At 62.3% G+C, this 17,157-nt stretch carries 19 protein-coding genes and 2 pseudogenes; 13 read left to right on the top strand and 8 right to left on the bottom strand.

Going from position 1 to position 17,157, the window contains the following annotated elements:
- Positions 1–6: 6 nt before the first annotated feature.
- The 4 genes from ACX82Z_RS04880 to ACX82Z_RS04865 all read right to left on the bottom strand — a co-directional run bounded on the left by ACX82Z_RS04880 (position 7) and on the right by ACX82Z_RS04865 (position 1,569).
- The gene (locus ACX82Z_RS04880; RefSeq protein WP_024849407.1) at positions 7–261 is read right to left on the bottom strand and encodes a DUF1858 domain-containing protein; all 255 of its coding nucleotides are present in this window, start codon (positions 259–261) and stop codon (positions 7–9) included.
- Positions 262–350: 89 nt separating this feature from the next.
- Entirely contained in the window at positions 351–623 is a 273-nt protein-coding gene (locus ACX82Z_RS04875; protein WP_459586881.1) for a DUF6522 family protein, read from the bottom strand.
- Positions 620–1,009: a group III truncated hemoglobin gene (locus tag ACX82Z_RS04870; protein WP_051473326.1), complete on the bottom strand. Its 390-nt coding sequence runs from the start codon at positions 1,007–1,009 to the stop codon at positions 620–622. The genes ACX82Z_RS04875 and ACX82Z_RS04870 overlap by 4 nt, the downstream gene beginning before the upstream one ends.
- A gap of 113 nt (positions 1,010–1,122) precedes the next feature.
- Positions 1,123–1,569 carry an Rrf2 family transcriptional regulator gene (locus tag ACX82Z_RS04865; protein ID WP_024849410.1) on the bottom strand — a complete coding sequence of 149 codons (447 nt, stop codon included), beginning with the start codon at positions 1,567–1,569 and terminating at the stop codon, positions 1,123–1,125.
- Between the two features lie 249 nt (positions 1,570–1,818).
- Between ACX82Z_RS04865 and ACX82Z_RS04860 the strand changes: the two genes are divergently transcribed.
- From ACX82Z_RS04860 to ACX82Z_RS04810, 11 genes and pseudogenes are all read left to right on the top strand, one after another.
- Positions 1,819–2,256 (top strand): pseudoazurin, encoded by a 438-nt coding sequence (locus ACX82Z_RS04860; RefSeq protein ID WP_459911618.1) that lies wholly within the window; start codon positions 1,819–1,821, stop codon positions 2,254–2,256.
- Between the two features lie 298 nt (positions 2,257–2,554).
- Positions 2,555–3,403 carry a copper-containing nitrite reductase gene (gene nirK, locus ACX82Z_RS04855; protein ID WP_459586880.1) on the top strand — a complete coding sequence of 283 codons (849 nt, stop codon included), beginning with the start codon at positions 2,555–2,557 and terminating at the stop codon, positions 3,401–3,403.
- Between the two features lie 181 nt (positions 3,404–3,584).
- Entirely contained in the window at positions 3,585–5,225 is a 1,641-nt protein-coding gene (ccoN, locus tag ACX82Z_RS04850; RefSeq protein WP_459586879.1) for a cytochrome-c oxidase, cbb3-type subunit I, read from the top strand.
- 4 nt (positions 5,226–5,229) lie between these two features.
- On the top strand, positions 5,230–5,982 hold the full coding sequence (ccoO, locus tag ACX82Z_RS04845; RefSeq protein ID WP_459586878.1) for a cytochrome-c oxidase, cbb3-type subunit II: 753 nt from the start codon (positions 5,230–5,232) through the stop codon (positions 5,980–5,982).
- A 12-nt stretch (positions 5,983–5,994) separates the two neighbouring features.
- Positions 5,995–6,165, top strand: a complete 171-nt coding sequence (locus ACX82Z_RS04840; RefSeq protein ID WP_084466166.1) for a cbb3-type cytochrome c oxidase subunit 3 — start codon at positions 5,995–5,997, stop codon at positions 6,163–6,165.
- Positions 6,156–7,037, top strand: coding sequence for a cytochrome-c oxidase, cbb3-type subunit III (ccoP, locus tag ACX82Z_RS04835; protein ID WP_459586877.1), 882 nt, complete (start codon positions 6,156–6,158; stop codon positions 7,035–7,037). The genes ACX82Z_RS04840 and ccoP overlap by 10 nt, the downstream gene beginning before the upstream one ends.
- A complete protein-coding gene (locus ACX82Z_RS04830; protein WP_024849415.1) occupies positions 7,034–7,228 on the top strand; it encodes a hypothetical protein in 195 nt (64 codons plus the stop codon). Before ccoP ends, ACX82Z_RS04830 begins: the two co-directional genes overlap by 4 nt.
- A 12-nt stretch (positions 7,229–7,240) precedes the next feature.
- The gene (locus ACX82Z_RS04825; RefSeq protein WP_459586876.1) at positions 7,241–8,065 is read left to right on the top strand and encodes a DUF2189 domain-containing protein; all 825 of its coding nucleotides are present in this window, start codon (positions 7,241–7,243) and stop codon (positions 8,063–8,065) included.
- Positions 8,062–10,317: a heavy metal translocating P-type ATPase gene (locus ACX82Z_RS04820; RefSeq protein ID WP_459586875.1), complete on the top strand. Its 2,256-nt coding sequence runs from the start codon at positions 8,062–8,064 to the stop codon at positions 10,315–10,317. The genes ACX82Z_RS04825 and ACX82Z_RS04820 overlap by 4 nt, the downstream gene beginning before the upstream one ends.
- A complete protein-coding gene (ccoS, locus tag ACX82Z_RS04815; RefSeq protein WP_024849418.1) occupies positions 10,314–10,526 on the top strand; it encodes a cbb3-type cytochrome oxidase assembly protein CcoS in 213 nt (70 codons plus the stop codon). The genes ACX82Z_RS04820 and ccoS overlap by 4 nt, the downstream gene beginning before the upstream one ends.
- Positions 10,527–10,702: 176 nt before the next feature.
- Positions 10,703–10,891 (top strand): annotated as a pseudogene (locus ACX82Z_RS04810) (DUF72 domain-containing protein); the annotation flags it as partial.
- Between the two features lie 44 nt (positions 10,892–10,935).
- On the opposite strand, the pseudogene ACX82Z_RS04805 reads toward ACX82Z_RS04810, so the two are convergent.
- Positions 10,936–11,058 (bottom strand): annotated as a pseudogene (locus tag ACX82Z_RS04805) (CBS domain-containing protein); the annotation flags it as partial.
- A 68-nt stretch (positions 11,059–11,126) separates the two neighbouring features.
- On the opposite strand from ACX82Z_RS04805, the gene ACX82Z_RS04800 reads away from it, so the two are divergent.
- Positions 11,127–12,295, top strand: a protein-coding gene (locus tag ACX82Z_RS04800) for an IS3 family transposase (protein WP_459586874.1) whose coding sequence is annotated in 2 segments (ribosomal slippage) — positions 11,127–11,391 and positions 11,391–12,295 — 1,170 coding nt in all. Because the reading frame shifts where the segments join, the coding sequence is not laid out codon by codon here.
- Positions 12,296–12,509: 214 nt separating this feature from the next.
- Entirely contained in the window at positions 12,510–13,235 is a 726-nt protein-coding gene (locus ACX82Z_RS04795) for a Crp/Fnr family transcriptional regulator (protein ID WP_459586873.1), read from the top strand.
- Here the strand turns inward: ACX82Z_RS04795 and ACX82Z_RS04790 are convergent.
- The 3 genes from ACX82Z_RS04790 to cydD are packed head-to-tail and all read right to left on the bottom strand — an operon-like array spanning position 13,119 to position 17,088.
- On the bottom strand, positions 13,119–13,655 hold the full coding sequence (locus tag ACX82Z_RS04790; RefSeq protein ID WP_459586872.1) for a hemerythrin domain-containing protein: 537 nt from the start codon (positions 13,653–13,655) through the stop codon (positions 13,119–13,121). The two genes, ACX82Z_RS04795 and ACX82Z_RS04790, sit on opposite strands and share 117 nt — an antisense overlap.
- A complete protein-coding gene (gene cydC, locus ACX82Z_RS04785; RefSeq protein WP_459586871.1) occupies positions 13,652–15,310 on the bottom strand; it encodes a thiol reductant ABC exporter subunit CydC in 1,659 nt (552 codons plus the stop codon). The genes ACX82Z_RS04790 and cydC overlap by 4 nt, the downstream gene beginning before the upstream one ends.
- Positions 15,307–17,088, bottom strand: coding sequence for a thiol reductant ABC exporter subunit CydD (gene cydD / locus ACX82Z_RS04780; protein ID WP_459586870.1), 1,782 nt, complete (start codon positions 17,086–17,088; stop codon positions 15,307–15,309). Before cydD ends, cydC begins: the two co-directional genes overlap by 4 nt.
- Between the last annotated feature and the right edge of the window lie 69 nt (positions 17,089–17,157).

The following is a 17,157-nucleotide window of genomic DNA, read 5'->3' as shown; positions in this document are numbered from 1 at the left end:
CGCGATCTAAGGCGCAGAAAGCGAATCGGGGAGATCGCGCCGCGTGTCGGTACCGGCACTCCGCGTGATCGCAGCGCGCAAATCCGCACGCAAATCGACTTCGCCGATGTCATGCTCGCGGACCGCGTCGTCCACTGTGTGAAACGGCGCTATCGGACAACCGACGCACAGCAGCCCATGGTCGAGGATCGTGCGGATGGTTTCCGGCCAGCGCCGCATGATCTCGTCCATGCTCATGTCGTCGTGATATCGTCCGGTCATGCCACGGCTCCTCCATCGTCGGAACGGGAGAATGCACGACGGCGATGGCCCGCTTCTTTGCGCCGGGGCAACCAACGATCAGTTTTCAGTCAGGCGGGGTGGTGAGTGAAGGCAACCTCATGCTCGATCATGACACAGTCCTGCGTGACCACTGCGCGCCAGAGCCTGTTGCCGCACCTCAGTGACAGCCGCCAGCGGCCTTCGTCTTCCCCCTCACCGCGTTCGACACGACTGATGACGTGACCGCGCCGCATATGGTTCTGCAATTCGTGTTGCGACCAGCCGAAACCCTGCGCGACAAGGGCGGCATCGAGCGTGAAGTCGCCTGAAGCGTCCGACAGAACGAGTTCGCCCCCCGTCACAGGCTTTCCTCCAGGATCGGCTCTATCCGCATCGTGTCTTCCTTGCGGTTGAAGGCGATCGCCAGCCGGAAGGAGTGCGACACCCGCAAGGCGCGATCCATGAACAGCGTTGCCACCTCCGGCGGACAGACGCGCTGGACCGTCGAGCGAAACAGCTTGAGCCAGCGCCTGAAATGCTGCTCGCCCAGTTCGGGGATGGCGAGATGCGGCGGAAGGGGACGGCCATCGTAGCGGCCGGTGCGCAGCAGGGTCGACGACCAGAAATCGCACATCTTGGCGAGGTGATGCGGCCAGTCCGCGTCCGCGATGGCGTTGTTGAAGATCGGGCCGAGCAGATCGTCGCTGCGGATCTGGTCGTAGAAACCATGGACCACCGCGTGGATCATCGTTTCGTCGAGCACTTCCGGCAGGAGCTTTCCGTCGATGACGGGCGTTCGAACTGGGGCGGGGCGACCCTTCATATGACTGGTTCCATCGTTCAAAGGTTGGATTGCATGCGTCACGCAGCCATCGGCGTGACGCCCAGAAGGGTCGCTAACGCCGTCCGGTTTCGCACGGCGTCCGCCAGCGTGTATTTGTCCAGCACAGACAGATATGCCGTCAGAGCCTCGGAAAACATGCTTTTCAGCATGCAGGCCGGTGAAATCACGCATGCTCCGCCCGACTGTTGCAGACATTCGACCAGCGAGAAATCTTCCTCGATGGCGCGGACAAGAGCGCCGACGTTGATCTGTGCAGGCGGTCTTGCAAGACGTATTCCGCCCGCACGACCGCGGACCGTCATGATATAGCCGTGCCTGTTCAACGTTTGCGCCACCTTGAGCAGATGGTTGCGCGACAATCCGTAAGTCTCGGCAACATGATGTACAGTGCAACAACCGTCAGGACGCATGGCGACGTAAATCAGCATGCGTAAAGCGTAGTCGGTGTGGAGTGTCATCCGCATGATTGTTTCTCCGGCCGGGTGCACGCTTACGACGCGACGCGCCTTCGTAAAGTGGCATCTAAAATACCATTAATACCTTCCCCGATCGCGGAAAAGCGCGAAAACGTCGCAGGGAGATATCCTCCGTTTCAACCGCGCTGAGAAAGTGGCATTATCGATACCACAAATAGGCCTGATGCTATAGCTTGGGGTGGAAACACGCCGAACGGGCGATAGATGTACGAAGCGTTCAAAGTGGAAGGAATTGTGATGAGAAGTCTGTTGAGTGCGACCGTGGCTCTTTTCCTCGTGTCGACGTCAATTACGTTCGCCGCAGATCATCAGGTGCAGATGCTCAACAAGGGAGCGAAAGGCGCCATGGTGTTCGAGCCTGATTTTATTCAGGTCGAAGTTGGAGACACGGTGACCTTCATCCCGACTGACAAGAGCCATGACGCTGAGAGCATCAAGGGTATGATCCCAGATGGGGCTGAGCCTTTCAAAGGCAAGATCAATCAGGAGATCACAGTCACGATCGAGAAGGAAGGCGTCTATGGCGTCAAGTGCACGCCGCACTACGGCATGGGCATGGTCGCGCTGATCGTGGCCGGCGAGCCGGTCAACGTCGAGGAAGCGAAAGCCGTGAAGCATCCGGGCAAGGCGAAGAAGGTGTTCGACGAACTCTTCGCGCAGGCTGAAGCCGAGTGACATAAGGAAGGACGAACATGACAAAGAAGATGGATGCCGTTTCTCCGACCGCCGATGAAGCCGGGAAGGTCTCCCGACGCAGTCTTCTGATGGGGTCCGCGGGTGTCGCCATTGCGTCGGCAGCGCTTTCCGCGACCCCGGCGATCGCCAATCACGATCACCCTGTAGCGCATTCTGGCGGCGTTTCTCCGTCTGGAAGCCTGAGCAACCGCATTTATGCGGTGGTAGACGGGATGGCGGACATCGCGCGCATGCCGACTGATATCCCCCGCCGATTACGCGACGGGAGCCGGAAACGGTGTCTGTGGAACTCGAGACCATCGAACTCGAAGCACGGCTCGATGGTCGCACGACCTTCCGGTACTGGACCTTCAACGGCACTGTACCGGGACCATTCGTCCGCGTCCGCGTTGGCGATACGGTCGAGGTGTCGCTGAAGAATGCTGAAGACAGCAGCATGATGCACAATGTCGACTTCCATGCGGTGACGGGACCGGGTGGTGGCGCGGAGGCAACGTCTGCTGCACCGGGAGAGACGAAAGGTTTCACCTTCAAGGCCCTGAATCCTGGCCTCTACGTCTACCACTGTGCCGTACCTCCCGTGGCGATGCACATCGCGAACGGCATGTATGGCCTGATACTGGTCGAGCCCGAGGAGGGACTGCCGCCGGTCGATCGCGAGTTTTACGTGATGCAGGGCGAAATCTATACGGAAGAGGAGTTCGGCTCGTCCGGCCTGCTCACCGAGAGCTATGAAAAGCTTCTCAACGAACGCCCGGAATATTTCGTTCTCAACGGCCATGTTGGCGCGCTGACCGACCATTACCCGTTGAAAGCGAATGTCGGCGAAACTGTCCGCATCTATTTCGGCGTGGGCGGTCCCAACTTCACGTCGTCGTTCCACGTCATCGGCGAGATTTTCGATAAGGTCTACCAACTTGGTTCGGTGACCTCTCCGCCGTTGACCGATGTCCAGACGGTGAGTGTCCCCGCAGGCGGCGCAACAATCGTCGAGTTCAAGGTCGAGGTTCCCGGCCGCTACGTTCTTGTCGATCACGCGCTGTCGCGCGTGGAGCGCGGCCTTGCAGGTTTCCTTATCGTCGAAGGCGATGAGAATCCTGAGATATTCAACGCCCACGAACACTAACACTTAGCTGAAGTGCGAGTGTGATCCGGCGCGGGCCCTTGAAAGCGCGCGCCGGACGTCGCTGATCGATACCGAGCTGTGGACGGCAAACGTATTGTTAAGCGTTTGAAATTTGACGGGTTGAACATGAGCGTATTCCGGGAGAGTTTAGTGCCCGCAAGCTGCAGTTGGAGGAGATAGCATGGTCGCCAAACTCACCACGTCGGAAAGGCAATCTGCGGCCGTCATTCTGCTGCTTGTGGCCCTGGCCGGCATCGCGATGGCCGCCGCCGGTCGCAACGAGGCGATGGGCGTGCATGGTCTTATCGTCATTCTGTTTGCGGGCGCGCTGCTATATCCCGTGCTGTCCGCCTTCTATGCGCCGGAGCCCACGGAAGACCGTCAGGCATCTTACTACGATGACCCGATCAAGGTGGGTATCGCTCTGGCAATGGGCTGGGCGATCTTCGGCATGTTTGTGGGCGTTTGGGTCGCCGCACAGCTCGCCTGGCCGAATCTCCATTTCGATGGCGCATGGTCGACCTTTGGGCGCCTGCGCCCGACACATACCACCGGCGTGATCTTCGGCTTCGGCGGCAACGCCCTGATCGCCACCTCTTTCCACGTTGTCCAGCGCACGTCGCGCGCGCGGCTGGCCGGCCAGGTCAGTCCGTGGTTCGTGCTCTTCGGCTATAATCTCTTCTGTGTGCTTGCGGTTACAGGCTACATCCTCGGCGTCACGCAGTCGAAGGAATATGCCGAGCCAGAGTGGTATGCCGACCTGTGGCTGGTCGTGGTGTGGGTGACATACTTCCTCCTCTATATCGCGACCATCGCGCGACGGAAGGAACCGCATATCTACGTCGCCAACTGGTACTTCATGGCCTTCATTCTGGTCGTGGCGATCCTGCATATCGTGAACAATCTCGCTTTGCCGATCTCGTGGGGTAGCGCCAAGAGCTACACGATCTGGCCCGGCGTGCAGGATGCGATGGTCCAGTGGTGGTATGGCCACAATGCCGTGGCATTCTTCCTGACCGCCGGCTTCCTCGGCATGCTGTATTACTATCTCCCCATCCGCGCAGGGCGCCCGATCTTCTCGTACCGTCTGTCGATCCTCAGCTTCTGGGGCATCACCTTCTTCTACATGTGGGCGGGCTCGCACCATCTGCACTATACGGCGCTGCCGCACTGGGTGCAGACGCTCGGAATGACGTTTTCTGTCATGCTGCTGGTGCCGTCCTGGGCATCCGCTGGCAATGCACTGCTGACCCTCAATGGTGCCTGGCACAAGGTTCGCGACGATGCGACGCTGCGGTTCATGATGGCTGCAGCCGTGTTCTACGGCATTTCCACCTTTGAGGGTTCGTTCCTCGCTATCCGGCCGGTCAACGCCTTGTCGCATTATACCGACTGGACCGTAGGACACGTCCATGCAGGCGCCCTCGGCTGGGTGGCTCTCATCAGTTTTGGCTCGATATACACACTGGTGCCGGCGTTGTGGAAGCGCGAGCGAATGTACTCTCCTGCGCTGATCGAGTGGCATTTCTGGCTCGCGATAGCCGGAACGCTCATCTACATCTTTGCCATGTGGAATTCGGGCATCCTGCAGGGCCTGATGTGGCGCACGTACACGGAAGAAGGCACGCTCGCCTACTCCTTCCTCGATAGTCTTGTTGCGATGTATCCCTATTACATTGCCCGGACCATCGGCGGGGCGATGTTTCTGCTGGGCACCGCGATCGGTTGCTACAACATCTGGATGACCATCCGGCTGGTTCCCGCAACCGTTCCAGAGGAAGCCGACTTGCCGGTCAAAGACGCAGTCGTGGCGGGGGAGTAAGCGGATGCCGGAGTTCTTTCATCGCAAAATCGAGCGGTCCGCCATCGGCTTCGTGCTTGCCATCATCGCAGCCGCCAGTGTCGGCGGCATCGTCGAAATCGCGCCGCTCTTTACCATCGACGAGACGGTGGAAGAGGCGCCCGACATGCGCGTCTACACCCCACTGGAACTGGCCGGGCGCAATATCTACGTCCGTGAAGGCTGCTATGCCTGCCACAGCCAGATGATCCGCACGCTTCGCGACGAAGTCGAGCGTTATGGGCCATACTCGCTCGCGGTTGAATCCAAATACGACCGGCCCATGTTATGGGGATCCAAGCGCACCGGCCCCGACCTTGCCCGTGTCGGCGGCAAATACTCGGATGCGTGGCATGTTGCGCATCTGATCAACCCGCGTGACGTTGTGCCAGAATCGAATATGCCGGCCTACGCATTCCTCGCGCGCACAGCCCTGCGCACCGACGATTTGTCCGATCATCTGCGTGCCCAGCGAAGGCTCGGCGTACCTTATACGGACGAGATGATTGCGAACGCGGCGGCCGATGCCTACGGACAGGCAGCGCCCGACAGCGACTTTGCAGCAGGCGTCAGCGAGAGGTACGGTGAGGCTACGGAAGTCAGTGCATTCGATGGCGTTGCATCCCGCCTGACGGAAATGGACGCGCTGGTCGCTTACCTGCAGGTGCTTGGCCGACTGACGAGTGCGGCTTACGAGAACACCGCCGCGCCGCAGGAAGCGCCGAACCCGGATAACTGAGGAGACGCACCGATGGATTTCGATCACGATACGCTGGTGGCCTTTTCCAAGAGCTGGGGCCTTTTCTACCTCATGGGGTTCTTCATCTGCGTGATCATTTATGCCTTCTGGCCCTCAAACCGGAAGCGCTTCACACGTGCGAAAACCAGCATATTGTCGGGGGAGGATAAGCCGTGGCGGTAGAAGAACGCGATCCGGTGACCGGTCGCGAGACGACCGGTCACGAATGGAACGGCATCAAGGAACTCGACACACCGGTTCCACGCGGCGTGCTGATATTCCTCGTCGTCACCCATATCTGGGCGGTGGCCTGGTGGTTCTTCGCGCCCACATGGCCGCTGGGAAGCACCTACACGAAGGGGTTGCTCGGCATCGATCAGCGCACCACGGTGGAAGAAAACCTTGTCAGGGCGCAGCAGGCGCGGTCCGTCTGGACGACCCGTCTGGAGACGGAGCCTTACGAGACCATCCTCGCCGACCAGCAACTGATGGGGATCGTGCGGAGTACCGGCCACCAGCTGTTTGGGGACAACTGCGCCGCATGCCACGGCGTGGACGGGAGCGGACGCGCCGGGTACCCCGATCTGACCGACGACGACTGGATCTGGGGCGGAGAACCGGAAGCGATCGAGCAGACCATGCGTGTCGGTATCAACACGCGCCATCCCGACAGCCGTATCGGACAGATGCCCGCCTTCGGACGCGACGGCATACTGGAACGCGAGCATGTCAGCAATGTCGCATCCTATGTCTATTCGCTGAGCAATCCCGAATACTCGACGCCGGAAAACCGAGAGCGTATTGAGGCCGGCAGAACCGTCTTCGCTGACAATTGCGCAGCCTGTCATGGCGACGACGCCACTGGCAACCGCGAGGTAGGCGCTCCCAATCTGGCCGATGATAGCTGGGTCTACGGCGGAGATCTGCAGACCATCATCAACTCGGTTCACGGCGGCCGCGAAGGCCATATGCCGACTTGGGACGAGCGGCTCAGCAATCTCGATATCCGGACGCTGTCGCTCTACGTCTATGATCTCGGGATCGTCGGACGATGAACGCTCAGGCGCCCCATCGCCCGCGGAAGTCCCGCATCATCTGGTCGCTGGTGGCGATGGGGCTGGCGCTTTTCCTCGGCGCAAATGCGCATTTGGCCTATGTCGCATTCGCCTCCCAGCCCGACTGCGTCTCCCACTCGAAGGGCTCGGGAGAGGCCCATGATTATCGCGCCGCAAAGTCTGCCTGCTAGGAGGAGCACGAGATGACCGAGACTGCAAAGTCGTACGGATTGTTCAGCGAGACCTCCGGCATCGGCGAGACGCGCGATCCGAGGCTGCAACGGAACCTGCCGCTTTTCGTCGGCCTCAATTGGCTTGGAGCTGGCTGGCGCGACCTGTGGCATCGCTCAAGTGCCAGCCTGGCCTATGGCTTCGGCATCTTCGTGCTGTCGTGGGTTCTCGTGTGGGTGCTGGCCGCCTTCGGCAGCGACTACATTCTCTTCCCCGCCCTTGCCGGGTTCATGATCGTCGGTCCTTTCTTCGCAATCGGGCTTTACGAGAAAAGCCGTGCCATCGAGGAGAACCGCGAGGTGGGCCTTGCCCAGATGCTTGCGATCCACCCACGCGCGGGACGGCAGGTCTTCTTCACCGGATTGATGCTCTGTGCGCTGATGCTTCTGTGGATGCGTGCCGCCGTCTTCGTTTACGCGATCTTCTTCGGCGTTACGCCCTTCCCAGGCATTGAGCATATCGCAAACATGCTGTTCGGCACGGCCTATGGGCTGCTGATGGTGGCAGTCGGGAGCGCTATCGGGGGACTGTTTGCGGCCTTCTCCTTCGCCGTCAGCGTATTCGCCGTGCCGATGCAGCTTGATCGCCGGGTCGATGCGATGACGGCAATGGCCACGAGCATGCAGATGGTCTGGAACAATCTCGGTCCGATGATCGTGTGGGGCGCAATCGTGCTCGCCCTGTTCGGGCTTTCGGTTGTCACCGGGCTTGTCGGTCTGATCATCGTCTTCCCGCTTCTCGGTCATGCGACGTGGTACGCTTATCGCGCCATGCAAATCCCGGAGACCCGGGTATGAGTTGCTGCGCGCCGGGTAGCGAAGCTGCTCTGGCAATCGGTCCCGGCCGCGCTATCCCACCGGAGGAAATCCGTCTGTCGAGCAGGGAGCTGGGCGACGGGCTTATGCAGACTGACCTGACCGTGCCCCAGGCACATTGCGGCGCATGCATTGCTGGTGTCGAGGATGCGCTCGCGCGGCTGCCGGGGGTGGTCGCTGCCCGGTTGAACCTCTCTGCAAAGCGGGTCTCCGTGAAATGGCGAGCCGATCAGCCCGTGCCGGATATGATCGGGGCGCTGCGTTCCGCTGGCTATCAGGCCATGTTGAGCGGTATCCAGCAGCAGGAGCGCGATCCGGAAATGGCGTGGCTTTTGCGAGCGACAGCCGTCGCCGGCTTTTCGGCCATGAACATCATGATGCTGTCCATTTCGATCTGGTCAGGCTCAGATGCCGAAACCCGCAACGCGTTCCACGTCATCTCTGCGATCCTCGCCGTGCCTGCCATTGCCTATTCCGGGCAGGTCTTCTTTAGATCGGCGTGGTCCGCCCTCAAGGCCGGCAGATCGAACATGGACGTGCCGATCTCTGTCGGCATCCTGCTCACGCTCGCCCTGAGCCTTTATGATACGGCGACCGGCGCACCGCACGCTTACTTCGATGCGGTGACGTCGCTCATATTCTTCCTGCTCGCCGGACGCACGCTCGATCATGCGATGCGCGCCCGTGCGCGGACGGCTGTCACCGGTCTTGCCCGGATGATGCCGCGCGGCGCCACGGTGATCGCAGCAGACGGAAGCCGCGACTACCGCGATCTCGCCACGATCTCTCCCGGCGATCTCCTGCATGTCGCGCCGGGCGAACGGATACCGACCAACGGCACAGTCATGTCGGGAACAGGTGCGCTCGATATGTCGGTCGTCAATGGAGAGGCGCGTCCGGAACGTTGCAGTCCCGGAGATGCGGTACTGTCTGGCGCGCTGAGCCTCGATGGCGCATTGACGATCCGCGTCGACAAACGGCCTCAGGATTCGTTTCTGGCCGACATGGTCCGGATGATGGAGGCTGCGGAAGACGGACGCGCGCGCTACCGTCGGCTTGCCGACCGGGCTGCTGCCCTCTACTCGCCCGTCATCCACACGCTGGCGCTGGCGACTGGACTTGGATGGCTGGCGGCAACGGGTGACGTCCATCGCTCGCTCACCATCGCCATCGCGGTGCTGATCATTACCTGCCCCTGCGCGCTCGGGCTTGCCGTGCCGATGGTGCAGGTCGTGGCGGCGCGACGCCTGTTCGGCCTCGGCGTCGCGATCAAGGACGGAAGCGCGCTGGAGCGCCTCTGCGAGGTCGACCGCGTCGTCTTCGACAAGACAGGCACACTCACGCTGGGCACTCCCACGGTGACGAAACACAACGTGCCCGCCGCCGATCTCGCCGCGGCGGCAACACTGGCGCAAGCCTCGCGACACCCCGTTTCACGCGCGGTGGCAGCCCTCCTTCCAATCGGCGACAGCACGGTCTCCGAGATACGCGAAGTGCCGGGAAAAGGCGTAGAGGGGACTCTTGGCGGCCATGTCTACCGGCTGGGCAGCGGGGACTGGATTTTCGGAGGGGCGTCGGCGCCGGATGACGAAGCTGCCGCGTGGCTTTCGAAGGATGGCAATCCCGTTGGCTCGTTTTCGATGGTCGATCGCCTGCGGCCCCGTGCTGAGGATGCTGTCCGCCACTTGTCGACCCTGGGCATTAGCGCGGAGATCCTGTCTGGGGACCGGGAAGCTGAGGTGCAGCGCATCGCCGCTCAGTTGGGTATCGATGAAGCAATCTCCGGCGCGATGCCGGATGAGAAAGTCGGCTGGCTTGAAAGTCTCGCAGCTCAGGGACGCACGGTGCTGATGATAGGCGATGGCCTGAACGACGCACCTGCGCTTGCCACGGCTCATGTCTCCATGGCGCCATCGAGCGCGGCCGATGTCGGTCGCAACGCTTCCGACCTGGTGTTCCTCAGCGACAGTCTCGAAGTCGTCCCGCGAACGATCAAGGTCGCGCGAGCTGCGGACCGTCTGGTTCGCCAGAATCTCGCCCTCTCGGTCGCCTATAATGTGTTGGTTGTTCCCATCGCGATGGCAGGCTACGTGACCCCGCTGATAGCGGCCATCGCTATGTCGGCATCGTCGATACTGGTGGTCGCCAATGCGCTGCGCCTGTCGCGCGAAGACATCGCAAAGCCGGCACTGCAAAAACAGATGGCTGCATGGCCGTTCGCGGAGTCGACATGAGTTACGCTATCTGGCTCGTTCCTGTCGGTCTCGTCATGGGGCTCGTAGGTCTTATCGCCTTTCTCTGGTCGATGAAAAGCGGCCAACTCGAAGACCTCGATGGAGCGGCCGAGCGGGTGCTGATCGGAGAAAAGGCCGATCGACCCCTGCCATCGCATATCGACAATGATGCCCCTGAGTTCTCGACTGTTAAAGGACACCAGCCATGACACGTTTCGTCGACCGGCCTTTCGACTGGGTCGCGGCCCTGGCCCTCGCTTCGGGCGCGGCGGTGATAGTGCCAAGTATGATAGTGTTGGCTCTTACGGTGCTAACGGTCGCCTACTCGTTCGTTCAGTGATCCCGCTGGGTCCCCTTTTCCTGACAGACAGGCCGTGGATGAAGGCCAATCATGATCGGCGTGCGGCATGAGAGCTGGGCATCTGACCACGCACTGGACTTGCTGGAGCGGTATTCGATCGACCGGGTCTTCGCAGACCCAGTGCTCGTCGGCCCGCACAGCTGGTGCGTCTTCGACAACACCGCCTCCGGGGCAGCCATCGAGAATGCCCTGACAATGCTGGGAAGCGGCTGACGCCAAGGCCGCGCTGCCACCGTCAGGAAGGCTGCGGAGAGCAGGTCGGAGCGATGCAGCAGCCCCGCTACCTCGCCGTCCCGCATTACCGGATAGACGCGGTGCGAGCGGGCGAGGAACTCCTCGGCTGCCGACACGAAGTCGAGATCCACCGGCAGGGTAAGTATCTTGGTCTGCCCCCTGAAAAGTGGTCCTCCCTGAAGTAGGCTATTGAGCCTTTAGAGAGGACGTTGGAATGCCCCAGAAGAAGCACAAGCCCGAAGAGATCGTCGCGAAGCTGCGCCAGGTCGATGTCTTGTTGTCGCAAGGTCGATCGGTTGGTGAAGCGGTTCGCTCTATCGGTGTAACGCAGTTCTCATATTATCGGTGGCGCAAGGAGTTTGGTGGCTTGAAGGGCGACCAGGTGAAGCGCCTGAAAGAGCTCGAGAAAGAGAACGACCGGCTGCGCAAGGCGGTGTCGGATCTGACTCTGGAGAAGCTGATCCTGAAAGAGGCTGCCGCGGGAAACTTCTGAGCCCCGCCCGCCGTCGCCGCTGCGTCGATCATGTCATGGCGAAGTTCTCCGTCTCGGAACGCTTTGCCTGCAAGGTTCTCGGCCAGCACCGCTCGACCCAGCGCAAGAAGCCGGAAGGCAGGTCGGATGAAGAGGCGCTGACAGCCGACATCATTCGCCTAGCCTCCCGCTATGGCCGCTACGGCTATCGCAGGATCACCGCGATACTGCGGTTCGAGGGCTGGACGGTGAATGCCAAGCGTGTCGAACGCATCTGGCGGCGGGAGGGGCTGAAGGTTCCCCAGAAGCAACCGAAGAAAGGCCGTCTCTGGCTGAATGACGGATCGTGCGTCCGGCTTCGGCCGGAGCATCCCAACCACGTCTGGTCCTATGATTTCGTCGAGGACCGGACGCACAATGGCAGGAAGTTCCGCATGCTCAACATCATTGATGAGTTCACCCGAGAATGCTTGGCGATCCGCATCGATCGCAAGCTCAATTCGACCGACGTCATCGACGTCCTGTCCGATCTGTTCATCCTGCGCGGTGTGCCGGGCCATGTTCGATCGGACAACGGACCGGAGTTCATCGCCAAGGCCGTGCGGGAGTGGATCGCGGCAGTGGGAGCGAAAACCGCGTTCATCGAACCGGGCAGCCCTTGGGAAAATGGCTACTGCGAGAGCTTCAACTCGAAGCTGCGCGACGAACTGCTCAATGGCGAGATCCTCTACAGCCTCGCCGAGGCGAAGGTCATCATCGAGGCGTGGCGGCGCTACTACAACACGGAGCGGCCGCACTCATCGCTTGGATACAAACCGCCCGCACCGCAGGCAATCGTTATGCCTGCGACACCACGCGGATCGGCTCCGTCATCGGCCCAAGCGATAGCCGGAAAGCCGATCATGCATTAAGACTAAAACCGGACCACCCAGTAGGGGCAGGCCAATGACGGCTCTCGAACGAATCGAGCGAAACCTCTCCGGCTGGCCGCTCGCGGGCGGTATGGCGCTGGCCATTGCGATCTATCTTTTCGCCCTGCTCAGCTTTTGAACAGTTAAAGCTTACCGTGCGACATCAACACCACTGGCCTTATTATCGACTTTGCTAAATCATGGCCGCAAGCTGATGACTGAAAAACGCTTTGATATCCACAATTCCGATATACCGGTGCTTTGTCAGAGCTGCGAAGCGCGGCATCGGGGTATGTGCGGTGTTCTCGATGCGAGCGAGCTTGTCGAACTCGCCAAGCATACGCGCGTCGTGCGGCAGGACGCCGGCACCGAACTTGCTGCCGAAGCGATGCCCGTCGAGACCTATGCTAACGTCATGCGCGGGGTCGTTAAGCTTTCCAAGGTTCTGGAAGATGGCCGCCAGCAGATCGTCGGCCTTCAGTTCGCGCCCGATTTCCTCGGCCGCCTGTTCAGCCCACAAAGCGCCGTCACTGCCGAAGCAGCGTCGAATGTCGATTTGTGCAAGGTGCCGCGCCGCTCGTTGGAGAAGCTGATCGCAGACAATCCCGCGCTCGAACATCGCTTGATGCAACAGACGCTGCGCGAGCTCGACGAGGCGCGCGATTGGATGGTCACGCTGGGACGCAAGACGGCGGCAGAAAAGGTCGCCAGCTTTCTTTTGCTGATCGCTACCCATATCGATCCACAAACCGAGGGTAAGCCGGTCATTGAGTTCGACCTGCCGTTATCGCGAGCCGATACTGCCGACTTCCTCGGCTTGACACTAGAAACCGTCTCTCGACAGCTCTCCAAGCTTCGCACCGAGCGCGTGATCGTGCTTAGTGGCAATCGACGCGTTAGCATCGCTGACCTCTCCGCACTCCGAAGACGTTGCGGTTGAGAGAAGCGGGAAGAGAACTTCGCGTTCGAAGGCGATATGGCGACGCATACCCTCGAAAAAGCCTCGCAGCATGTAGCCCAGCGTGTCGCCGCCCACTTTTGGATCACCTCGCGCAAGATCGTAAAGCGCGTCGCAGACCTCCTCACCATAACATTCATCCTGGCAATGCTCCCAGCGCAGCCGGTCGATACTGGCGGCGATCGCGACGCGTTCGAAGGCAAGTGTCGACAGGCGCGGAAACAGCGCGCGTTCTTCCAGTTCATGCGCCTCCATGATGATGGCGCGAACAGCGCGGGCAAGATGCAGGCAGCGCTGCGGATCGGCCCGGCTGGGAAGGCTGTCGGCGATCTCCTCCAGTTCGGCGCAAAGCGCGATTTGCCTGCGATGGCTTGCCGCAAGAAGCTCCAGATCGTCGCTCATGGGCCCGTCTCCACGCGTCCGTCGGCGACGGCGTAAACGCGCATCAGTCCTTGCGGTATGTCGGCATGGGTGGCGAGAAGAACGCTACGCCCATCGAGCGCGGCGGGAATGTCGTTCAAAAAGGCCAATTCCGTTTCACGGTCGAGGCCACTGGTCGGCTCGTCCAGAACGACGATCCGGGCAGGTGAAAGCAGCGTGCGTGCAAGGCAAAGCCGCCGCCCCTGCCCGGCCGAAAGGCTCGCGCCGCCTTCCCACAAGACGGTGTCGAGGCCGCGCGGCAGGCCGCGAACGAAATCGGCGATGCGCGCGCGCTCGAGCGCCTGCCACAGCCGCGCATCGTCGGCGCCCTCGTCGGCGATCGTCAGATTGGCACGGATCGTGTCGAGGAAGATCGGCGCGGACTGGTCGAGAAACGCGACGGTGCGATGCAAATCCGTCTGCGCCAGCGTGCGCAGATCCGCGCCGCCGAGACGCACCGTCCCGGCGCACGGATCGTGAAGCCGCAGCGCGAGTTGCAGGATGGTGGATTTCCCCGATCCGCTCGGCCCCTTCAAAGCCATCATGGCACCTTCCGGCAAGGCGAAGGTGACGCCGCGAAGAACCGGCGCGCCCCCGTCATGGGCGAAATGGACGCTCTCGAAGGCGAGGTCGAACCGTCCTGAAAGACGCGCCGGTCTGGCAGGATCGACGATGCGCGGTTCCGCCTCGGCCAGAGACCGCAAGCGTTCCGCGCTTGCCGTGGCGGTCGAGAATTTGGCGAGGCCGCGCACTACGCCTGCTGCTGCCTCGAAGCTGCCGAGCGCGGCGAGCAGCAAACCGACGAACAGAGCGCCGGGCAGGTTGCCCGCCTCGTGCGCGGCAAGGCCAAACCAGAGGAGCGCCACGATCGTGGCGCCGGAGAGGAGCTGCACCGATGCCGAGGCAAGCGCGTTGAGACGCGCCAGCGCGCGGCGCGTTCCGGCAAGGCCGGATGCGACATCGCCGAAATCCGTCACGGCCCGGCCTCTCGCGCCGAACACGGAGAGGTCGGCATGGCCCTCGACGGCGTCGAGCACACCGCTTCTCAAATCGGCCATGCCCGCGGCGATCGCACGGCCGCGCCGTTGGGATGCGACGACGAGGGCAGCCGGAACGACGAGGATCGCCGCCCCGAAAAACAGCGCGTAGGCGACGGACGCTGCGGGCAGCAGGAAGGCGAGCACGGCGGTCATGCCGATCCAGATGGCGAGCGCCGCGACCATCGGGCTGACGATGACGAGGAACGCGGTGTTGAGCGCGTCGACGTCGGCCGTCATGCGGCTGACCACATCGCCGTGGCGCGGACTTTGCCGCGTCAGCGGCAGCTTGGGAAAGAGGGTCGCGAAAAGCCAGCCGCGCATGTCGGACAGAAGCCGGAGTGTTCCGTCGTGACCGACCAGCCGTTCCCCGTAGCGCGAGAGAATACGGATCAGCGACAAGCCCCGAACGAGCGCCGAGGGTGCGAACAGGTTGAAGGCCGCGCCCGCGCCGGCAAGCGCCGCCGCCGTTATGAACCAACCGGACACGCCGAGCAGCGCGACGCCGGCCACGATGGTGACGAGGGCAAGAAGAAGCGTCAGCGCGAGCCGACCTGCCTGCGGCGCCATCAGGTGGCGGAAGGAAAAGAGCGCGCTCATGCGGCACCTTTGCGGTCGAGAATGGCGGGCGTGCGGCGCACCGGCATCGGCAAGAACGTGCCGGCGGCCATGCGGAAGCTGCGGTCCATATGCGCGGCAAGCGCGGCCGAATGGGTCGCGACGAGAAGCGTTCGTCCCCGCGCGAAGTCGAGAAGGCCGTCGATCACACGTTCCTCGGTGGCCGCGTCGAGATGCGCCGTCGGCTCGTCGAGGAGGATGATTGCGGGATCGCGAAGATAGATGCGTGCAAGGGCGACGCGGTGCGCCTCGCCGCCCGAAAGACCGAGCCCGCCGTCGCCCACGGGAGTGTCGAGGCCGAGCGGCAGAAGATCGGTGAATGCGCACACCTGCGCGCGCCTTGCCGCGCGCTCCATACGCGCATCGTCGGCGGACGGGTCGGCGAGGCGGATATTGTCGGCGACGGTGCCACGAAAGATGCGCGGCTTCTGGCCGAGATACGCGACGGAGCGGCGAAGAGCGGCGTCATCCATGTCCGCGATTGCGACGCCGCCGAGCTCGATATCGCCGTCGGCGGCGCGCAGGCCGGCGACGGCATCGAGAAGGGTCGTCTTGCCGCTGCCGCTTTCGCCCGTGACGGCAATCCTGTCTCCAGCCGCCATATCGAAATCCGCGCCGTCGATGATCGCCGCTCCACCGGGAGCGCGCACCGTCAGGCCGTGGAAACGCAATGTCGCCGCGCCTGTGTCGCGATCGGTGCGCGGGTCGGCGAAGCCCGGTTCCGCATCTTGCGGCAAAGCATCGAACTGCGCCGCGATCGCGGCGACGGCGGCCTTTGCACCGGCCCGGTCGTGATAGTGCGCGGCAAGCTGGCGAAGCGGCTGGTAGACCTCCGGCGCCATGACGAGGCAAAAGAGACCGACATGCAGCGTCAGCATGGTGCCTCGCAGGTCGAGCATGCCCAGAAACGTCAGTCCGACATAAAGCGCCACCCCCGCCACGCCGAGCGCGGCGAAGAATTCGAGCACCGCCGAAGACAGGAACGCGATGCGCAGAACCCGCATCGTGCGCACGCGCAAAGCCTCGCTGGCGTTCCGGACGGCCGCGATCTCCACCTCCTCGCGCCCGAACAGCTTGAGCGTGAGGATGCCGCGCAGCCGGTCGGAAAAATGCGCCGACAATCGCGTGAAGGCCTTGGCTTCCGCATTTTTGGCCGCCTCGGCCCCCCAGCCGACCAGCGCCATGAAAAGCGGGATCAATGGCGCGGTGAACAGGAAGAGGAGCGCGACGGTAACGTCGAAGGGAAGGATTGCGACGGCGAAGGCGAGCGGCAGGAACGTCGCCTGGATCATGGCCGGAAAGAAACGCGCGAAAAAACCGTCGAGCGCGTCGACCTGATCGACGATCGTCGCGCAGAACGCGCCCGACGACTTGCCCGCCGACCAGGCGGGACGCTCGCCAAGGAGACGAGCGAAAAGTCCCACCCGCACCTGACGCATGATGTTTTCGGAACCGGCCACCGCCATCGTCTCGGCGAGAAATGCCAACGCGGCACGCACGGCGATCAGGCCGGCGATGATGACGATCGGCACCATCAGCGCCGATCGTGACAGGCCATGCGTGACCGCGTCGTCGATGACCCCGGCGAGAAGCCAGGCCTGCGGCAGCAGAAGCAGGCCGGCGGCGAGCTGCGCGACGATCGACAGGAAAAGCGCGCGGCCGCCATGACGGCGCAGTCCCATCATCCAACGGGTCTGGTTTCGGTCGTGCAGGCGCTTTTCGGCGGCGGCGGATGCGGGGAAAACGGCGTCTGTTTGCATGGAGCAAGACGTACGCTCCGCGCCATGACCCCGCTTTGATCCAGATCAAGACAGGCTGGCCGATGCGGG

The sequence above is a fragment of the Aliihoeflea sp. PC F10.4 genome (assembly GCF_054612275.1).
Note: the sequence above shows the minus strand (reverse complement) of the source record. Positions and strands in the feature narration are given on the sequence as shown.

What these genes read in the sequence shown, in the direction of transcription:
- ACX82Z_RS04880 (WP_024849407.1), bottom strand. Translation starts at nt 261, where the DNA reads ATGACCGGACGATATCACGACGACATGAGCATGGACGAGATCATGCGG.
- ACX82Z_RS04870 (WP_051473326.1), bottom strand. Translation starts at nt 1,009, where the DNA reads ATGATCCACGCGGTGGTCCATGGTTTCTACGACCAGATCCGCAGCGAC.
- ACX82Z_RS04865 (WP_024849410.1), bottom strand. Translation starts at nt 1,569, where the DNA reads ATGCGGATGACACTCCACACCGACTACGCTTTACGCATGCTGATTTAC.
- ACX82Z_RS04860 (WP_459911618.1), top strand. Translation starts at nt 1,819, where the DNA reads ATGAGAAGTCTGTTGAGTGCGACCGTGGCTCTTTTCCTCGTGTCGACG.
- ccoN (WP_459586879.1), top strand. Translation starts at nt 3,585, where the DNA reads ATGGTCGCCAAACTCACCACGTCGGAAAGGCAATCTGCGGCCGTCATT.
- ccoO (WP_459586878.1), top strand. Translation starts at nt 5,230, where the DNA reads ATGCCGGAGTTCTTTCATCGCAAAATCGAGCGGTCCGCCATCGGCTTC.
- ACX82Z_RS04840 (WP_084466166.1), top strand. Translation starts at nt 5,995, where the DNA reads ATGGATTTCGATCACGATACGCTGGTGGCCTTTTCCAAGAGCTGGGGC.
- ACX82Z_RS04830 (WP_024849415.1), top strand. Translation starts at nt 7,034, where the DNA reads ATGAACGCTCAGGCGCCCCATCGCCCGCGGAAGTCCCGCATCATCTGG.
- ACX82Z_RS04825 (WP_459586876.1), top strand. Translation starts at nt 7,241, where the DNA reads ATGACCGAGACTGCAAAGTCGTACGGATTGTTCAGCGAGACCTCCGGC.
- ACX82Z_RS04820 (WP_459586875.1), top strand. Translation starts at nt 8,062, where the DNA reads ATGAGTTGCTGCGCGCCGGGTAGCGAAGCTGCTCTGGCAATCGGTCCC.
- ccoS (WP_024849418.1), top strand. Translation starts at nt 10,314, where the DNA reads ATGAGTTACGCTATCTGGCTCGTTCCTGTCGGTCTCGTCATGGGGCTC.
- ACX82Z_RS04795 (WP_459586873.1), top strand. Translation starts at nt 12,510, where the DNA reads ATGACTGAAAAACGCTTTGATATCCACAATTCCGATATACCGGTGCTT.
- ACX82Z_RS04790 (WP_459586872.1), bottom strand. Translation starts at nt 13,655, where the DNA reads ATGAGCGACGATCTGGAGCTTCTTGCGGCAAGCCATCGCAGGCAAATC.
- cydC (WP_459586871.1), bottom strand. Translation starts at nt 15,310, where the DNA reads ATGAGCGCGCTCTTTTCCTTCCGCCACCTGATGGCGCCGCAGGCAGGT.
- cydD (WP_459586870.1), bottom strand. Translation starts at nt 17,088, where the DNA reads ATGCAAACAGACGCCGTTTTCCCCGCATCCGCCGCCGCCGAAAAGCGC.